This is a genomic window from Cognataquiflexum aquatile (assembly GCF_003316845.1).
GTDB classification, from domain to species: Bacteria; Bacteroidota; Bacteroidia; order Cytophagales; family Cyclobacteriaceae; genus Cognataquiflexum; species Cognataquiflexum aquatile.
In genome coordinates this window covers 120213-136775 of the sequence record NZ_QMIK01000004.1, presented here as the reverse complement: position 1 = coordinate 136775, position 16563 = coordinate 120213, and the positions used below count along the sequence as shown (strand labels likewise).

Sequence of the window (16563 nt, the reverse complement as noted above, 5' to 3'; positions counted from 1 at the left end):
CATGGCAGAGGGACTGAATGAATTTATCCTTTATCTGCTGCTTCCCATCGTGGCTTTTTTGTATGCCTCCGTGGGTCATGGCGGTGCTAGCAGCTACCTGATGGTGTTGGCTTTGTTGAATTTTGCACCCGAGCAGATCCGGCCTACGGCGCTGATCATGAACATGTTTGTTTCTTTGTTGGCCTTTCTTTCTTTTCGGAAAGCGAGCACTTTTCCCACGCAGCTGTTTATTTCGTTGATCTTATTCTCCATTCCTGCGGCATATCTTGGGGGCAGTATTCTGGTGGATACAGTCCTGTATAAAAGGATCTTGGGTATTTTGCTTTTCTTTCCCATTCTCCGATTTATGAATGTTTTTCCGGTATCTGACCGTCCTGCCATGGAAAGGCAGTGGTGGATGGGACCCGTATTGGGATTGCTGATCGGATTCTTTTCCGGACTGATCGGCATCGGAGGCGGGATCATCCTATCGCCGATATTGCTGATGTTGGGTTGGACCAATATGAAAGAAACCGCCGCCGTCAGTGCGCTTTTCATCTTTTTCAACTCCGTATCGGGGTTTCTTGGTGCAGACGGGTTTCAGGTGGAGATCGACCGGCAACTTTGGATCGTCATGCCGTTGACGATCGCAGGAGGAGCTTTGGGCGCGTACCTCGGTGCAAAGAAATTCAATCCCGTCATGATCAAATACCTCTTGACTGTTGTTCTCTTTATTGCTGCGGTGAAGTTGATCTGGTCGGGATGAAATGACTTGTTTCTTTTCAATATCCAAAGGAAAACAACCATAAATTCCTTACCATACCTCGGTGAGGATAGGACATCGGTCATCGGACTTCGGTCATTTTCCAGAAACAAAATTTTTATTCAATCAGAATCTGACCAATTGAATTCCCTAACTTCGAACCTATGGCACTGACAAGTATACAAGTGATAGCCTTCGGTATGATTGCCGAAAAGATAAAAACCAAAGAGTTGGTGTTGGAATACATGCCGGACACAGAGGTTTTATTAGGCTATCTCTACCAACAATACCCCGACCTCCAGCATACCAAGTTTAGCATTGCAATAAATAAAAAAATGGCAGTCGGAAAGACAGCCATTCCTGTAGGTGCTGAAGTTGCGTTGCTCCCTCCTTTTTCCGGAGGTTAATAAAAAGATGATATGGACCGCTTTGAAAGACAATACATATTGCCCGGATTTGGAAAAGAAGCGCAGCATAAGCTGAAGCAGGCAAAGGTATTGGTCATCGGTGCGGGCGGTTTGGGTTGCCCCGTTCTACTATACCTCGCTGCCGCAGGGGTCGGAACCATCGGCATTGTGGATGGAGATATGGTATCATTATCCAACCTCAACAGACAAGTACTCTTTGGAGAGGGAGATTTGGGACTAAACAAAGCTGAAACTGCCGGCCATTTTCTCAAAGCAAAATACCACGATATCAAGATCAATTGCATCCCGGAATTCATCACCACGCAAAACATCAAGGCGATATTTTCCAAATACGACCTAATTATAGACGGTTCGGACAATTTCCCCACAAGATATTTGGTCAATGATGCCTGCGTGCTTTTGGGGAAACCATTGGTTTTTGGAGCTGTATACCAAAATGAAGGACAGGTTGCTATCTTGAATGGAAAGGGCCATAACAGCATCAATTACCGCGATATTTTCCCTGATCCTCCTACTGCCTACGAAATTCCCAACTGCAATGAAACCGGAGTCTTGGGGGTTTTGCCTGGAATCATAGGCACACTTCAGGCAGCAGAAGCCATAAAATATCTGACAGGATACGGCGTAGCTTTGGTGGACAAGATGCTGTTTTACAACCTTCTCAGCCATCAATCCTACTCAATGGAGCTTAGCAAAAATCCGGATTCAAAGAAGGGGATTCCTTTCTCGATGGAAGCTTTGGAGGCAACAGATTATGCCGTAGTTTGTGGAGATGGTGACTCTGTTGATTGGGAAGAAGCTTTTTCCTTATTGAATAAATTCCCCGGAGGAACACTCATTGATGTCAGAGAAGCAGATGAATTCCCAAAACTGAAAGGATTTAAATTTCAATCTGTACCCTTGGATCTGATAGAAGAAAAGCACCAAGAATGGCTCAATTCGGAATTGATCTTGTTGTTTTGCCAAAGCGGAGTCCGGAGTTTGAAGGCAGTAAAAATGTTGGAGAAGCATTTTCCGGGAAAAAAGATACATTCCATATCAGGAGGTATTGAAGCCCCTGATTCACCGATTTATAAATAAGTACATGGAAACCAAAAGAAGCCCAAAAAACATCTTTGTTCAGGGTCCTATTTCACCTGAATCCATCGCAAAGTCCATCGCCAACCACAGTACCAAAACGGATATCGGAGGCCACAGCATCTTCCTCGGTCAGGTGAGGGCGGATGAAAAAGAAGGCGGAAAAGTAACTGCGATTGAGTATACAGCCTATGAAGATATGGCGTTGGAAAAGGCCTTTGAGATCAGGGAAGCTATATTTGCCAAATACCCTTTGAGCTGTATGCATATCTACCACAGTCTCGGAGAGGTAAAAGTCGGTGAAATCTGCCTCTTTGTATTCACCTCTTCCAAGCACCGCAAAGCAGCAATCGATGCCTGCGAAGAATTGGTGGAACGGATCAAAAAAGAAGTCCCTGTCTGGGGAAAAGAACTGATAGACAACGACGGCTCGGTCTGGAAGGAGAATTTGTGAGGGTTGGAGTGAAGGGTTGTAATTGTTGTAGTTGTTGTAATGGTTGTAATAGTTGTCGGGTTGTCTGCTTCGCGTTGTCGGGTTGTTATGCGTCACCCTGAGGAACGAAGGGTCTCTTGGTTATTGCATCTTGGCTCCCGCTTTTCGCTACTTGATTCTTACCACACAACCACTGCCAACTGCTACTGCAAACTGACCACTGAGAGACTCTCGCTTCTTGATACTTGATACATTTTACCTGATACTTTATACTCAAAATCTAACCACTGCAAACTGCTACTGCCAACTGAGCACTTAGACTCTCGCCTCTTGTTACTTGATACTTGATACTAATTTCTTGATATTCTAAAAAATGGTCGACATTACCCACAAATCTCCCTCTCTCCGCAAAGCCATTGCCCAGGCAATTGTCTCAGTGAGTTCACAGGAAACCATCGATGCCATCGTACAGCGGAAGGTACCCAAAGGTGATGTTTTTGAAATGGCGAAGACAGCGGGACTTTTTGCTGCCAAGCGCACTTCGGACATGATCCCGGATTGTCATCCCCTCCCGATCGAGTTCACTTCCATCAGCTATAAAATCGAAGGGTTGGATATACACATCCATGCGGAGATACATACAATCTACAAAACCGGCGTAGAAGTCGAAGCCATGCATGCTGCCTCTGTCGTGGCGCTGACGATGTATGACATGCTCAAGCCTATCGACAAGGGCATCAGCATCAATCAGATCAAATTGTTGGAAAAGAAAGGCGGCAAGACGGATTTTGCCAAAAAGGAAAATCAAGGACTCAAAGCTGCCGTGGTGGTCTGTTCGGATTCTATATCAAAGGGAACCAAAGTGGACATGGCAGGAAAGGCCATTATAGAAAAGTTGGAAAAACAAGGTGTCATCATTGGAGATTATATTGTGATTCCTGACGAAACTGCTATCATTCAGGAAAAATTAAAGCAGTATTGTGCTGGAGGAATGGACTTGGTAATTTTCACAGGGGGAACAGGTTTGTCTCCAAGGGATGTTACTCCGGAAGCGATCAAGCCGCTTTTGGAAAAGGAAGTTCCCGGAATCGAAGAGGTCATCCGTTCGTATGGACAGCAGCGGACGCCCTATTCTATGTTGTCGAGAAGTGTAGCAGGTCTGATCGGAGAGACATTGGTATTGGCTTTACCCGGTTCGACCAAAGGAGCGGCCGAATCCATGGATGCAATTTTTCCCGCAGTGTTACATATTTTCAAAGTGATGGAGGGAGCAAGACATGATTGAAAAAAATTAAGGTAAAAAAAAATGGGGAAGAATAATTCCCCATTTTTTCCTCGAATTAGTCTGAAAATATATATCAATGGCTGACCACCATATGATCCAATATCTGAGTCTCTTGACGCTGAAACTCAATATCAATTTTTGCGTCAATTTTTAGGCTATATCCATTTGCTTCAGCTTCTTCCATTATTTCAAGCATTTTCTGCATGCTTGCCTTCAATTCTATGATTCTTGCCATGGAACGAGCATCTTTTTCACCAAATTTTAATTCAGAATTGAAACTTTTGATCTGATGAAACTTGATCTTGAAATCAATCAGGTTTCTCAAAATATCTTTTGCTTCTTCGGTTTCAAATTCCCCTTTGATCAAAGTGATGTTGTTTTGCCTGTTCATATGTGTAGCCTTTAGTGTCTGATTCTTTTGATATTACAAAATTGCAAAGGTCTACTCATTAGTTTTTATTTATATTAATAATTATATGTATAAAAAATATTTATAATTAATAATTCCTTGAATTCAAAAAATAGAGAGGAGAAAGGCACTAATTATCCCCCACATTTATCGCAACCTGGACCGGATTGGGATTTTTTTGGTTTTCTTATAAAAGTCCTGAAAACCCAAGTTCCCAAAACCAAGGCAAACAATCCGAAAACAACAAGTTCCTGCCACATAATTAAGAGAAAATCTGATAAGTGATAAAGGCTGCCAAATACGCAATCCCGGTCATGACCACGGTCTGCAGGATCGGCCATTTCCAGCTTTTGGTTTCGCGGTACACTACTGCCAAGGTACTCATACATTGCATCGCAAAGGCATAAAAGACCATCAGGGAAAACCCTGTAGCTTTGTCAAAAACCTTCTCTCCCGTATCAGAATGAACTTCTTTGGCTAGTTTTTCGCGGATGGTCAGTTCGTTTTCGACATCTCCGCCGATGCTGTAAATCGTAGCAATGGTCCCGACAAAGACTTCCCGGGCTGCAAAAGAAGTCAAGAGTGCAATACCGATTTTCCAATCATAACCTAAGGGCCTGATGGCGGGCTCGATGGCCTTGCCCATGATACCGATAAATGATGCCTCAAGCTTTTTGGAAGCATATAACTCCTCCACAGTAGACCAATCTGCCTCAGGAGTAGTTTGTAGAACAGTTGTTTTTTCCTCTTCAATCGCCTGCATTTTGCCACTCGGACCATAACTCGCCAAAACCCAAAGGACTATGGAGATGGAAAGAATGACCTTGCCGGCTTCCAAAACAAAGATTTTGGATTTGTTGAACATCGTCAATAGGACGGTCTTCCATCTTGGCAATCTATAAATGGGAAGCTCGGTCAAGAGGTAACTTTTCTCTTTTGTTTTTAGGATAAATTTCAGGGCCAAAGCCCCCAAGAGCGTAAACAAGACTCCCAACAGGTACATCGCCAAAAGACCAAGGGCCTGAAAACTGATTCCCATCCAAAGGGTATCCGGAATGGTAAGCCCTATCAGGATGATATAGACCGGCAACCTTGCTGAGCAACTCATCCAAGGAGTCACCAAAATCGTGATCAGTCTTTCTTTGGAGTTGCTGATATTCCTGGCCGCCATGATACCGGGGATGGCACAGGCCATACCTGAGATCAGGGGAACGACACTTTTGCCATGGAGGCCAAAAGGACGCATCAACCTATCCATCAAAAACACCACCCTGGACAAGTATCCGGTATCCTCCAAAATCGCCAAAAAACCAAACAACATGGCGATCTGCGGTATAAAGATGACAACCCCGCCGATCCCGGGAACAATCCCTTCTGCAAGCAAATCAGTCAATACACCCGGAGGAAGATTCTCATAAATCCAACCACTCAGGCCTGCAAATCCCACGTCTATCAAATCCATCGGGAAGGCTGCCCAAGCAAAAATTGCCTGGAATATCAACAGCATGATTCCCAGAAAAACCACAAACCCAAAGACAGGATTCAAGAAAACATTGTCCAAGCTGATGGTTACATTGCTTGATTCGATTTTAACCCTATCGACAGATTTTTTGAGTATTGAAGCTATTTTGACATATCGTGCTTCGGTTTCACGTACCTGTTGCCTTTTTCTGTCAAATCCAAAAGCAAGGGATTTTTCCTCCAGCCATTGCTTGTCCGCTAGTGGTAGGGTTTTGTCAAATTCTCCAAACACCAACATCTGGAAAGCCTGATAGGGATTTTTAAACCCAAATCTCACCATGACTTCCTCTACCAATGCCTTGTCGGCGAATGCGTAAGAGTCAAGAAGCGGTTTGGGGGATTCAAACTTTTCGGTTGCCATCAATTGACGGATGGCATCTATTCCTTCATTGTTTCTTGCATCGGTAAGTACCAAAGGCACGCCAAGCATTTTATACAAATCAAAAGTCTTGATCTGAATTCCTTTTTTGAGGGCGAGATCCTTCATATTGACCACAAAAGCCATTGGAATACCCAAATCCATCACCTGGGTACCAAGCAACAGACTTCTCTCCAGGTTGCAGGCATCGAGGATTACCAAAGCGAAATCCGGCTTTTCCTGTCCCAATCCATTCAGGACACGATGGGCGATGACTTCATCTTCAGACTTGGGGTAAAGGCTGTAAGTTCCCGGCAGGTCGATCAGGTTAATTTCCTTTTCACCAATCCGGAGAAAACCCACTGTTTTGTCAACGGTAACTCCGGGGTAATTTCCGATTTTTTGATTGAGACCTGTCAGTTGGTTGAAAATACTGGATTTGCCTACATTGGGATTGCCGATGATGGCAACAGTTTTGGTCTGGAGAGCGGTGGCGGTTTCCATACTAATCAGGATTTTAAATTGATCATAATGGCCTCCTGCTGTCTGAGGGCGATAATATTTTCTTCAATCAAAAAAGCCATTGGCCCTCCAAAAGGTGCTTTCTTTAATAATTTGATTTCTTTCCCGGGCAAAATCCCTAACTCCAAAAAATTAATAGAAATATCAGATTCCTGGATACTTTCAATGGTGGCTGATTGTTGAAGAGAAAGCTGTGCTGCGGTCATGAAATTAGTTTTTGAAACTCACAGATAAAACAGACCCATTCCATTCAATGGTTCATTTATCTTTTGGATAATTTGATTGAAAAAAAACCAAATGAAAGCACTCAGCGCCTCCGGTTTTTCATCTTCACAAAAGTAGCTTTTGGATCAGGTATAACAAGTAACCTTTCCGTTTTTTAAAATCAATTTTGGATCAATCCCCTTCTGCCTAGTCATAAAACACTTTCAAAACCGGTCCACATTCCTCCCCTGATTCTGTTTTGAATTGAGGAATTGTTTTTAAAAATATGATAAAAAGATTAAAGGATATTTTTGTCCTTTAATATTTTGTACTTACATTTGGACTATACAAGACGAAAGATGTTTTCGAAAGCCTGCAAATATGCCATCAACGCCATGATCTATGTGGCCACTCTGCCGGAAGGTCAGGAGCGTGCAGGATTGAAGGAAATCTCCAAAGCTATCAATTCTCCGGAGGCATTTACGGCAAAAATACTTCAGGAACTTGTCAGGCATGATCTGTTTAGTTCTGTCAAAGGGCCTAACGGAGGTTTTCATATTCAGGGGAATCCCAATAAGATATTTCTCTCAGAAATCGTAGAGGCCATAGACGGAGACATGCTCTTTACAGGTTGTGCTTTGGGATTGGAAAAATGTTCCGAAGACCACCCATGCCCTGTTCATCATAAGTTTTTGGCAATCCGCGATCATTTGACCGGCATGCTGATGACTACAAGCCTGAGAGATGTGGCGGATAGGGTAAACATCGGAATCAGCTTTCTGAAATACTGAAAAAAATTTACATATATAAAGGATAAAAAGGTCTTTAAATACTATTAAAATGGAAAATCTATCAAAAAGAAAAGTAGGCGGAATCGTAGCGGAAAACTTCCGGGCGGCAAAGGTTTTCACAGAATACGGAATTGACTTTTGTTGCAAAGGCGGCATCACCCTTGAGAAAGCCTGTGAGGTCAACGATGTCCCCATGGAAAGCATCCTAAAGGACTTGGCAAATGCAGTCAACCTCCCCGAGGAAGTTCATTTTACAGATTTTGGACTGACCGACCTGATCAACCATATCACGACTACCCATCATAGCTATGTCGAAAACAGCATTCCCGCTCTGAAGGCTTATTTGCAAAAACTTGTCCTTGTACACGGAGGAAGACATCCTGAACTTGAACTCATTAAGGATCATTTTTTCAATGCTGCAGATGCTTTGACTACCCATATGAAAAAGGAAGAACTGATCCTTTTTCCCTACATAAAAGCCATGGAAGAGGCAAAATCAAGCCACTTCTCACTCTCAAAACCACATTTTGGCACCATCGAAAACCCCATCCACATGATGGAACATGAGCATGACACTGAAGGCGAAAGGTTCCGGAAGATATCGGAACTGAGCGGCGGGTATCAGACACCTACCGATGGCTGTCAGACTTACAAAGTCGCTTTTGCCATGCTTCAGGAATTTGAAGAAGACCTTCACAAGCATATCCATCTTGAAAACAACATCCTTTTTCCGAAGGCAACCGAACTGTACCACCAATTGAATCCCTGAAAAAATGAAAACCGCACAGGAACTTTTAAGCCAAAAACCAAGTGTCTCTCCGCTTGAGAGACATTTGGCAAAACCGTGGATGTTCTGGGCGGTTTTCTTCTTTTTGATGGCTTCATCCTTTGGGCTTTTGATGAGGTATTTCCTTGTCGGCGAAGTCAGTTTCTTCGAATACAAGCATATTCTTCATGCACACTCCCATTTGGCCTTGTTGGGTTGGGGATATTTATTGGTCACAGGGGCTTTGGTTTTTACCTATGTAAAAGATGCCAAAAGGCTCCAAACCTATAAAGTACTTCTCGGTATATCGGTTTTTACCACGCTAGGCATGATGCTGAGTTTTCCCTTTCAGGGTTATGGCCTTTATAGCATCACATTTTCATCCCTGCACCTGATTTCAAGCTATTTCTTTGCATACTTCTTCTTTCAGGATCTTTCCCGGTACAAAGCATCTACTGCTACCCGATTGGTGAGATTTTCCATCATTTGGTTGCTTGTTTCAAGCCTTGGACTTTGGGCGATCGGTCCTGTCGGCGCAACATTGGGCAGGCTCCACCCCTTGTATTTCATGAGTGTGCAATGGTTTCTGCACTTTCAGCTCAATGGCTGCTTTGTCTATGGATTTTTGGGATTGTTGGTGTGCTACCTGCAAAAAAACGGATGGAGCATTCCTGTTTCCAAAAAAAGCGAATGGATTCTCCATATTTCCCTTTTCCTGACCTATGCCTTGGCCGTTTCTTGGAGTACACCGATCAAAGCCCTGATTTTCATCAATGCTGCAGGAGTAATCCTCCAAGTCATCGCCTATTACCGGATACTGAAACCTGCTTTCAACCAACTGTTCGAGGGACTGAAATTTCCCAAAAACTGGATAGACAGGATGCTTTACATCGGAATGATGAGTTTGGTGGCCAAAGCTCTGATTCAGGCCGCCCTTATCATCCCTGATGTGGCCACCATCGCCTATACCATCCGCATGTATGTCATCGGTTTTGTCCATTTGGTAATGCTTGGTTCCATCACCTTTGGCATTGGAGCCTTTGCTTTGAAAAACAACTGGCTTGGCACAGGCAGATTTTCAGGTTTGGGTTGGCACTTCCTGGCTTTGGCCTTCCTCGCTTCGGAGATTCTACTCCTCGGGCAGGGTACTTTGCTTTGGGCCAAACTTGGATTTATTCCTTACTACCACCTGATCTTATTCATTGCCTCCTCATTTTTCCCAATTGGCCTATTGCTGATTTGGGTGGGACTGTGGCGAAAACCGGCTTTCAATGAGGCTGAACTTACAATTGAAAATACTATCAAAACCCAATTTTATAAAAACAGAAAAACTATGAAAAGTACGATGATCATGACCATGGGAGCGGCTTTGCTCCTGTTGGCAAGTTGCGGTGGTGGCGGTGAAAACCAAGGTACTTATACCCCACCGACCGCAGAAGAAACTGCAAAAGAAGCCGATCCAAAAGGGGTGGGTGAAATCAAAAGTGTCGACCTCGGAGCCACTGTTGATGAAGCTTTGGCAGAAAAAGGAAAGGCAATAGTGGACATGAAGTGTACTGCCTGCCATCAGCTCAACGACAAGCGTTTGGTGGGTCCCGGTTTCCAAGGGGTGACCAACAGGAGACGTCCGGAATGGATCATGAACATGGTCACCAATGTCGATGTGATGCTGGATGAAGATCCTACCGCACAGGCCTTGTTGGAAGAATGTCTCACCAGAATGCCCAACCAAAACATCTCTATGGATGAAGCCAGGCACATTTTGGAATTTATGAGAAAAAATGACTTAGAAAAAGCCGGTAGCATGGATGCTGCTGCGAAATAAACAAACCAAACCCCAAGACAATGAAAACAAGATTATGGTTGATGGCAGGAGCAGCAGTTGCTATAGCTTTTGCCTATGGTTGCAAACCCAAAGGCGCACAGACCGCCATTTCGGGAGACGCTGCCTCCAAAGTATATGTGGCCCCGGGACAACATGATGAATTTTACAACATCATTTCCGGTGGTTTCAATGGACAGATGTCCGTAGTAGGTCTTCCTTCGGGAAGGGTGTTAAAGATCCTTCCGGTCTTTTCGGTTCACCCGGAAAATGGCTGGGGATTCTCTGAAGAAACAAAACCCATGCTGAACACTTCCCACGGATTCGTTCCTTGGGACGATTTGCACCACATTGCCATCTCTACGACCAATGCAGAGCATGATGCAAGATGGGCTTTTGGTAATGCAAACAATACCCCTAGGATCGCCAGGGTGGACTTGACTACATTCAAAACTGTCGAGATCATCGAAATCCCGAATTCCGGCGGTAACCACTCCTCTCCGTTCATTACTGAAAACACTGAGTATGTGGTGGCAGGAACGAGATTTTCGGTACCTACCGGAGATGACAAAAACAGGGATGTAGCCATCGATACCTACAAGGAAAACTTCCGTGGGACAATTTCCTTCATCAGTGTAGACAAAGAAAAAGGTGATATGGACATTGCTTTCCAATTGGAAGCACCGCCATTCAACTTTGACCTGGCAAGGGCAGGAAAGAAAAAGTCACATGGTTGGTTTTTCTTCTCTACCTACAATACCGAAATGGCCCATACACTTTTGGAAGTGAATGCTTCACAAAAAGACAAGGACTTTATCATGGCCGTAAACTGGAAGAAAGCGGAAGAATACATCGCCGCAGGAAAGGGCAAAAAAGTCCCTGTGAAATATGCCCACAACAAGTGGGATGAAAGTACCCACACTGCCACTTCTACCATCAGGACCGAGGTACTTTCCTTAGATCCAAGAGAACTGAAGGACATCGTTTACTTTATCCCATGTCCAAAATCACCTCACGGCACAGACACGGATCCTACGGGAGAGTACATCATCGGCAGTGGAAAATTGGCAGCGATCATTCCTGTATTCTCTTTTACCAAGATGCTTGCAGCCATTGAAAAGCAGGATTTCGAAGGAAATATTGACGGCATGCCGGTATTGAAGTATGAGTCAGTATTGCACGGAGAAGTTGAAAAACCGGGTCTTGGACCTTTGCACACTGAATTCGACGGAAAGGGATTTGCCTACACTTCCATGTTTGTTTCTTCGGAGATCGTGAAGTGGAACATCGAAACACTTGAAGTGGTAGACAGGGTTCCTACTTACTATTCAGTAGGACACTTGAGTATCCCCGGTGGACCGACAGGCAAGCCACATGGCAAATACATGGTCGCTTACAACAAAATCACGAAAGACAGATACCTTCCTACAGGTCCTGAATTGGCCCACTCTGCCCAGCTTTATGATATTTCAGGTGACAAAATGCAGTTGCTTCTTGACTTCCCGACCATCGGTGAGCCCCATTATGCAGAGTCTTTCCCTGCTTCTTTGATCAAAGACAGGCAAGTGAAGTTCTACAAACTGGAAGAAAACAACCACCCGCACGTGCTCAAAGGCATCAATGATGCAAGGGTCGAAAGGAATGGCAATGAAGTCCACATCTACCTGACAAGTATCAGGTCCAATTTCAGACCCGACAACATCGAAGGAATCAGGGTTGGAGATGAGGTATACTTCCACATGACCAACCTCGAACAGGATTGGGATGTGCCTCACGGATTAGCCATCAAAGGCGCCAACACTGCTGAACTGCTCGTCATGCCTGGTGAAACAGCCACTTTGAAATGGGTACCGGACAGAACAGGTGTGTTCCCATTCTATTGTACAGACTTCTGTTCGGCATTGCACCAAGAAATGCAGGGCTACCTCAGGGTATCTCCGGCAGGAAGCAATACGCCGCTCAAGTTTTCTACAGGAGCTGCAGAATAATTTCCCCATCAACCTCACCGCCGGGATCAAAACCGGCGGTGATTAAAACCGAAAAAGATGAACAATATCAGCCCATCAAACCGGATTCTGGCTCTCATCGCCGCTGCCCTGATGGTTTCCGCGTACTTTACCCCACTGTGGCAGATCAGCCTTTGGGCTCCCCAATATCCCGAGGGATTGAATATGAAAATATGGATAGACCGGCTCAGCGGAGATGTCGAAATCATCAACGGTGTCAACCACTACATCGGCATGAAGCATATCGGAGTTGAGATGTTTCCCGAATTTACCTACCTGATCTATGTCTTTGGATTCATTATCGGGTTTGGGATTCTCACTGCTGCCATAGCCAAAAGATGGGCACTTTATACCTTTTTTGTGATGATCGTCTTACTTGGAATCGGAGTTTTGACCGACATGTACCTTTGGGGATATGATTATGGCCACAACTTGGATCAGACTGCTGCGATCAAAGTTCCGGGAATGGCTTACCAGCCTCCACTTATCGGATACAAAGAACTCCTCAACTTCCTCGCTTATTCAGGTCCCGACACCGGAGGATGGATTCTTGGCGTATCGGCTTTACTCCTGACAGTTGCGGTATTTACCGAATGGAGGAAGAAAAAGAAAGTGTCTTCCCTCTGAAAACCAAATACGATAAACCACACCATCAATGAAAAATATAATCAAAATATTCCTGGTCTCTCTTCTGATGCTTTCCTGCAAGGCAGAACCGAGACCCATCAGTTACGGAAATGACAACTGCCACCATTGCAAAATGAAGCTGATGGACCCTGTCTACGGCGCGGAGGTCGTTACCCAAAAAGGAAAAATCTTCATCTTCGATGATGTCAACTGCCTGATGTCATTCTTAGAATCCGATGAAGTCAGTCAGGAAGATATCAAACATATCCTCGTCGCTGACTACACCAAACCCGAAAGTCTGACGGATGCTACGGTTGCTTTTTACCTGAAGTCTGACAAATTCAAAACCCCCATGGCAAGCAATATCATCGCATTCTCCGATTATGAAACACTGGAATCCTACAAATCCCAACATGGAGGCGTGTATCTGGCGTGGGGTGAATTAGTGACCCAATTCAAGTGAGAAAAAATTCAGGACTTAAATCCAAAAAGATGAAACCTTTAAAACTCCTTTTCCTGACATGTTGCATGCTGTATGCAGCTTCCTTGGAAGCCGCTACCATCAGGGTCAAAAACGGTCAATCCATCCAAAAGGCAATCACTCAGGCAGCCGTTGGAGATACCTTGATCATCGAAAAAGGAACTTACGCTGAAAATGAAATCACCATCAGGAAACCCCTGACCCTCATCGGCGAGTCCTACCCAATTATTGATGGGAGAGAAAAAGGAAACGTTTTTTTGGTAGCATCAGAAAATGTGCATATCCGTGGCCTTAAAATCATCAATACCGGAATGTCCAACATGGACGATTCAGCCGGGATCAAATTTTTTGATTCCAAAAACTGCACTGTGGAAGACAACATCTTGGAAGAAACATTCTTCGGCTTACACTTTTCCAATTCCTCCAGCCTTACCATCAAAAACAACCGGCTTTCTTCCCATGCCGAGCGGGAATACCAAACCGGCAACGGCATCCATCTCTGGAAATGCCGGGATTCATTCATTGAGGGAAATACGGTAAGCGGCCATCGGGATGGCATTTACCTGGAGTTTGTCACCAATACAGTCAGCACCGGCAACATGATCGAGGCCAACAAGCGATATGGGCTGCATTTTATGTTTTCCCATGACAACAGCTATATCCAAAATACTTTTAGAAAAAACGGTGCAGGTGTTGCAGTCATGTACACCCGAAATGTTCTGATGAAGGAAAACATCTTTGAAGAAAGCGAAGGGGCAAGCTCTTACGGGATTTTGCTCAAAGACATTACCGACAGCGAAGTAGTCGGAAACATTTTTAGGAACAACACCATCGGGATTTACATGGAAGGATGCAGCCGAAGTACATTCAAAAGCAACTCCTTTACACAGAATGGCTGGGCCATCAAACTCATGGCGAGCTGTGACCAAAACAAATTCGAAGAGAATAATTTCATGGCCAACACCTTTGACATCAGCACCAACGGAAATGTGGTCCTGAATACCTTACAGCATAATTATTGGGACAAATACGAAGGCTATGACCTGGATAAAAACCGTACCGGAGACGTTCCTTATCGACCCATCAGTTTGTTCAGCGTCATCGTAGAAAAAATCCCCGCTGCAGTGATTCTTTGGAGAAGTTTTCTGGTGACGCTCCTTGACAGGATGGAAAAAGTGCTCCCTTCCATCACACCAGAAAACATGATCGACAACTCCCCAAAAATGAGACCTTATGATATCCGTACAGCAAATACATAAAAAATTTGGCAAGCTAGAAGTCCTGAAGGATTTCAATCTGGAATTTGAATCGGGAAAAAGCTATGCCCTCATGGGTCCAAACGGCTCCGGAAAAACCACATTGATCAAAATCATCCTTGGCATGGTCATCCCAAATGCGGGAGACATCCTCGTCAAAGGCAAATCCATCAAAGGAAGCTATTCCTATCGTTCCGATATCGGATATATGCCACAGATCGGCAGATATCCTGACAATATCAAAATCGGTCAGTTATTCTCGATGATGCAGGACATGCGACCTGAAATCAGGGAATATGACATGGCTTTGGCTACAGAATTTGGATTGATGGACATGCTGGACAAACCCATGCATACACTCAGCGGGGGAACGCGCCAAAAAGTGAGTGCCTCCTTGGCGTTTATGTTTTGTCCGGATATTCTGATCCTCGATGAACCTACTGCCGGACTTGATCCCATTGCAGTCGAAATCCTGAAAAACAAAATCATCCAAGAAAGGGAAAAAGGGAAACTCATCCTGATCACTTCCCATATCCTGAGTGAATTGGATGAACTGACCAACCATGCGATCTATATCCATGAAGGCAAAATATTCTTCAATGACACGACCGAAAGCCTGAAGGATATCACAGGAGAATCCAAGTTTACCACCGCGATCGCGAGGTTGATGGAATGGAGTTTAAAAAAAAAGCAAATTAAAACTGAATTGAGCCATGTTTAAGTTATTGAAATACGCCCTGTATGATATCGTAAAGTCAAGGTTTGCCTTACTTTACACCCTTTTTATGGTGTTGGTAGCCATCTCCATTTACCAGGTTTCGGAAGACATGAGCAAGGTTTCCCTCAGTCTGCTCAACATCATGCTGATGATCGTTCCTTTAATTTCAGCCATCTTTGCCACAACCCATTTTTTCAATAACCTGGAGTTTACCGAGCTTATGCTCGCCCAACCAGTCAAAAGAAGGGATGTTTTTTTAAGTCAGGTCTTAGCGGTAATGTTTGTATTGAGCTTGGCGATTGTAATAGGTTTTGGTGTGCCCATGATCCTGTGGGGTGCAGATTCTTCAGTCTTGATCTTATTGGGAATCGGCATCGGACTGAGTGTAGTTTTTGCAGGATTGGCATTTTTGGCTTCCGTTCTGACGAGAGACAAAGCCAAAGCCATCGGCATCAGCCTTTCTTTTTGGATCTATTTCTCTTTGGTCTATGACGGATTTGTACTTTACCTGATTTATAGCTTGGTGGACTATCCTTTGGAAAAACCCACTTTGGCCCTGGTGTTTTTGAATCCTGTGGATTTGGGAAGAATCATCATGTTGATGCAATTGGACATTTCAGCACTGATGGGATATACCGGAGCCTTCTTTCAGGATTTCTTCGGTTCGGCAAAAGGAATCCTCCTTTCCTCTGCAGTGATGTTTATTTGGATGATTTTGCCTGTTTCCGCCGCCATGAGGGTATTTAAAAGAAAGGATTTTTGAGTGGAGGGAATATCAGGTAAGCATAAGGCTAAAGGAGGAGAAGTTTTCCATCTTCTATTTTAGAATAATCCTTCAATTGGAACAACAGCAGGGAGGAGGAATCCGCGACAATTGTCGGGATTTCCGGGCCAGCGTGGTCAAGGACCAGTGGTTACCCGTCATCTTGAATCCGAGGTACGAGGATGAAAGATCTCAAAAAAATAAGAGACCCTTCTCCAGATTACCATCAGGATCACTACCAATGACAGAATTGTTTCAATAAAAGATGTTCAACCCCTTCAGGGTTGGCCTGAACTTAAATCGCCATAAATCCCCGGGTTGAAACCCGGGGCTATTAATGGTTCAACCCCCGTT

The 16563-nt window shown here is 44.3% G+C and carries 17 protein-coding genes; 14 read left to right on the top strand and 3 right to left on the bottom strand.

Going from position 1 to position 16563, the window contains the following annotated elements:
* Nucleotide 1 precedes the first annotated feature (1 nt).
* The 5 genes from DQW11_RS12070 to moaCB all read left to right on the top strand — a co-directional run bounded on the left by DQW11_RS12070 (nt 2) and on the right by moaCB (nt 3965).
* Nucleotides 2–745 (top strand): sulfite exporter TauE/SafE family protein, encoded by a 744-nt coding sequence (locus tag DQW11_RS12070; protein WP_113924337.1) that lies wholly within the window; start codon nt 2–4, stop codon nt 743–745.
* Between the two features lie 161 nt (nt 746–906).
* Nucleotides 907–1149 carry a MoaD/ThiS family protein gene (locus DQW11_RS12065; RefSeq protein WP_113924336.1) on the top strand — a complete coding sequence of 81 codons (243 nt, stop codon included), beginning with the start codon at nt 907–909 and terminating at the stop codon, nt 1147–1149.
* A 12-nt stretch (nt 1150–1161) separates the two neighbouring features.
* Entirely contained in the window at nt 1162–2250 is a 1089-nt protein-coding gene (locus DQW11_RS12060; RefSeq protein ID WP_113924335.1) for a HesA/MoeB/ThiF family protein, read from the top strand.
* 4 nt (nt 2251–2254) lie between these two features.
* A complete protein-coding gene (locus DQW11_RS12055) occupies nt 2255–2701 on the top strand; it encodes a molybdenum cofactor biosynthesis protein MoaE (RefSeq protein WP_113924334.1) in 447 nt (148 codons plus the stop codon).
* 352 nt (nt 2702–3053) lie between these two features.
* The gene (gene moaCB, locus DQW11_RS12050) at nt 3054–3965 is read left to right on the top strand and encodes a bifunctional molybdenum cofactor biosynthesis protein MoaC/MoaB (protein ID WP_113924333.1); all 912 of its coding nucleotides are present in this window, start codon (nt 3054–3056) and stop codon (nt 3963–3965) included.
* A 73-nt stretch (nt 3966–4038) separates the two neighbouring features.
* Here moaCB and DQW11_RS12045 read toward each other — a convergent pair whose 3' ends face one another.
* From DQW11_RS12045 to DQW11_RS12035, 3 genes are all read right to left on the bottom strand, one after another.
* A complete protein-coding gene (locus DQW11_RS12045; protein WP_113924332.1) occupies nt 4039–4356 on the bottom strand; it encodes a hypothetical protein in 318 nt (105 codons plus the stop codon).
* 280 nt (nt 4357–4636) lie between these two features.
* On the bottom strand, nt 4637–6757 hold the full coding sequence (gene feoB / locus DQW11_RS12040; RefSeq protein WP_113924331.1) for a ferrous iron transport protein B: 2121 nt from the start codon (nt 6755–6757) through the stop codon (nt 4637–4639).
* Nucleotides 6758–6762: 5 nt separating this feature from the next.
* Entirely contained in the window at nt 6763–6981 is a 219-nt protein-coding gene (locus DQW11_RS12035; RefSeq protein ID WP_113924330.1) for a FeoA family protein, read from the bottom strand.
* Between the two features lie 357 nt (nt 6982–7338).
* Between DQW11_RS12035 and DQW11_RS12030 the strand changes: the two genes are divergently transcribed.
* From DQW11_RS12030 to DQW11_RS11990, 9 genes are read left to right on the top strand one after another with little or no spacing between them, the layout of a single operon-like run.
* Entirely contained in the window at nt 7339–7770 is a 432-nt protein-coding gene (locus tag DQW11_RS12030; RefSeq protein WP_113924329.1) for an RrF2 family transcriptional regulator, read from the top strand.
* Between the two features lie 49 nt (nt 7771–7819).
* A complete protein-coding gene (ric, locus tag DQW11_RS12025) occupies nt 7820–8539 on the top strand; it encodes an iron-sulfur cluster repair di-iron protein (RefSeq protein WP_113924328.1) in 720 nt (239 codons plus the stop codon).
* A gap of 4 nt (nt 8540–8543) precedes the next feature.
* Complete coding sequence (locus tag DQW11_RS12020) at nt 8544–10361, top strand: c-type cytochrome (protein ID WP_113924327.1); 1818 nt, start codon at nt 8544–8546, stop codon at nt 10359–10361.
* 20 nt (nt 10362–10381) lie between these two features.
* Entirely contained in the window at nt 10382–12346 is a 1965-nt protein-coding gene (gene nosZ, locus DQW11_RS12015; protein ID WP_113924326.1) for a Sec-dependent nitrous-oxide reductase, read from the top strand.
* 57 nt (nt 12347–12403) lie between these two features.
* Nucleotides 12404–12991 (top strand): hypothetical protein, encoded by a 588-nt coding sequence (locus tag DQW11_RS12010; RefSeq protein ID WP_113924325.1) that lies wholly within the window; start codon nt 12404–12406, stop codon nt 12989–12991.
* 28 nt (nt 12992–13019) lie between these two features.
* On the top strand, nt 13020–13454 hold the full coding sequence (locus DQW11_RS12005) for a nitrous oxide reductase accessory protein NosL (RefSeq protein WP_113924324.1): 435 nt from the start codon (nt 13020–13022) through the stop codon (nt 13452–13454).
* A gap of 29 nt (nt 13455–13483) precedes the next feature.
* Nucleotides 13484–14731: a nitrous oxide reductase family maturation protein NosD gene (locus DQW11_RS12000; protein ID WP_113924897.1), complete on the top strand. Its 1248-nt coding sequence runs from the start codon at nt 13484–13486 to the stop codon at nt 14729–14731.
* Complete coding sequence (locus DQW11_RS11995; protein WP_113924323.1) at nt 14706–15449, top strand: ABC transporter ATP-binding protein; 744 nt, start codon at nt 14706–14708, stop codon at nt 15447–15449. The genes DQW11_RS12000 and DQW11_RS11995 overlap by 26 nt, the downstream gene beginning before the upstream one ends.
* Nucleotides 15442–16209: an ABC transporter permease subunit gene (locus DQW11_RS11990; protein WP_113924322.1), complete on the top strand. Its 768-nt coding sequence runs from the start codon at nt 15442–15444 to the stop codon at nt 16207–16209. The genes DQW11_RS11995 and DQW11_RS11990 overlap by 8 nt, the downstream gene beginning before the upstream one ends.
* Nucleotides 16210–16563 lie beyond the last annotated feature (354 nt).

Coding starts and splice junctions, on each gene's coding strand:
- DQW11_RS12070 (WP_113924337.1), top strand. CDS start 2: ATGGCAGAGGGACTGAATGAATTTATCCTTTATCTGCTGCTTCCCATC.
- DQW11_RS12065 (WP_113924336.1), top strand. CDS start 907: ATGGCACTGACAAGTATACAAGTGATAGCCTTCGGTATGATTGCCGAA.
- DQW11_RS12060 (WP_113924335.1), top strand. CDS start 1,162: ATGGACCGCTTTGAAAGACAATACATATTGCCCGGATTTGGAAAAGAA.
- DQW11_RS12055 (WP_113924334.1), top strand. CDS start 2,255: ATGGAAACCAAAAGAAGCCCAAAAAACATCTTTGTTCAGGGTCCTATT.
- moaCB (WP_113924333.1), top strand. CDS start 3,054: ATGGTCGACATTACCCACAAATCTCCCTCTCTCCGCAAAGCCATTGCC.
- DQW11_RS12045 (WP_113924332.1), bottom strand. CDS start 4,356: ATGAACAGGCAAAACAACATCACTTTGATCAAAGGGGAATTTGAAACC.
- feoB (WP_113924331.1), bottom strand. CDS start 6,757: ATGGAAACCGCCACCGCTCTCCAGACCAAAACTGTTGCCATCATCGGC.
- DQW11_RS12035 (WP_113924330.1), bottom strand. CDS start 6,981: ATGACCGCAGCACAGCTTTCTCTTCAACAATCAGCCACCATTGAAAGT.
- DQW11_RS12030 (WP_113924329.1), top strand. CDS start 7,339: ATGTTTTCGAAAGCCTGCAAATATGCCATCAACGCCATGATCTATGTG.
- ric (WP_113924328.1), top strand. CDS start 7,820: ATGGAAAATCTATCAAAAAGAAAAGTAGGCGGAATCGTAGCGGAAAAC.
- DQW11_RS12020 (WP_113924327.1), top strand. CDS start 8,544: ATGAAAACCGCACAGGAACTTTTAAGCCAAAAACCAAGTGTCTCTCCG.
- nosZ (WP_113924326.1), top strand. CDS start 10,382: ATGAAAACAAGATTATGGTTGATGGCAGGAGCAGCAGTTGCTATAGCT.
- DQW11_RS12010 (WP_113924325.1), top strand. CDS start 12,404: ATGAACAATATCAGCCCATCAAACCGGATTCTGGCTCTCATCGCCGCT.
- DQW11_RS12005 (WP_113924324.1), top strand. CDS start 13,020: ATGAAAAATATAATCAAAATATTCCTGGTCTCTCTTCTGATGCTTTCC.
- DQW11_RS12000 (WP_113924897.1), top strand. CDS start 13,484: ATGAAACCTTTAAAACTCCTTTTCCTGACATGTTGCATGCTGTATGCA.
- DQW11_RS11995 (WP_113924323.1), top strand. CDS start 14,706: ATGATATCCGTACAGCAAATACATAAAAAATTTGGCAAGCTAGAAGTC.
- DQW11_RS11990 (WP_113924322.1), top strand. CDS start 15,442: ATGTTTAAGTTATTGAAATACGCCCTGTATGATATCGTAAAGTCAAGG.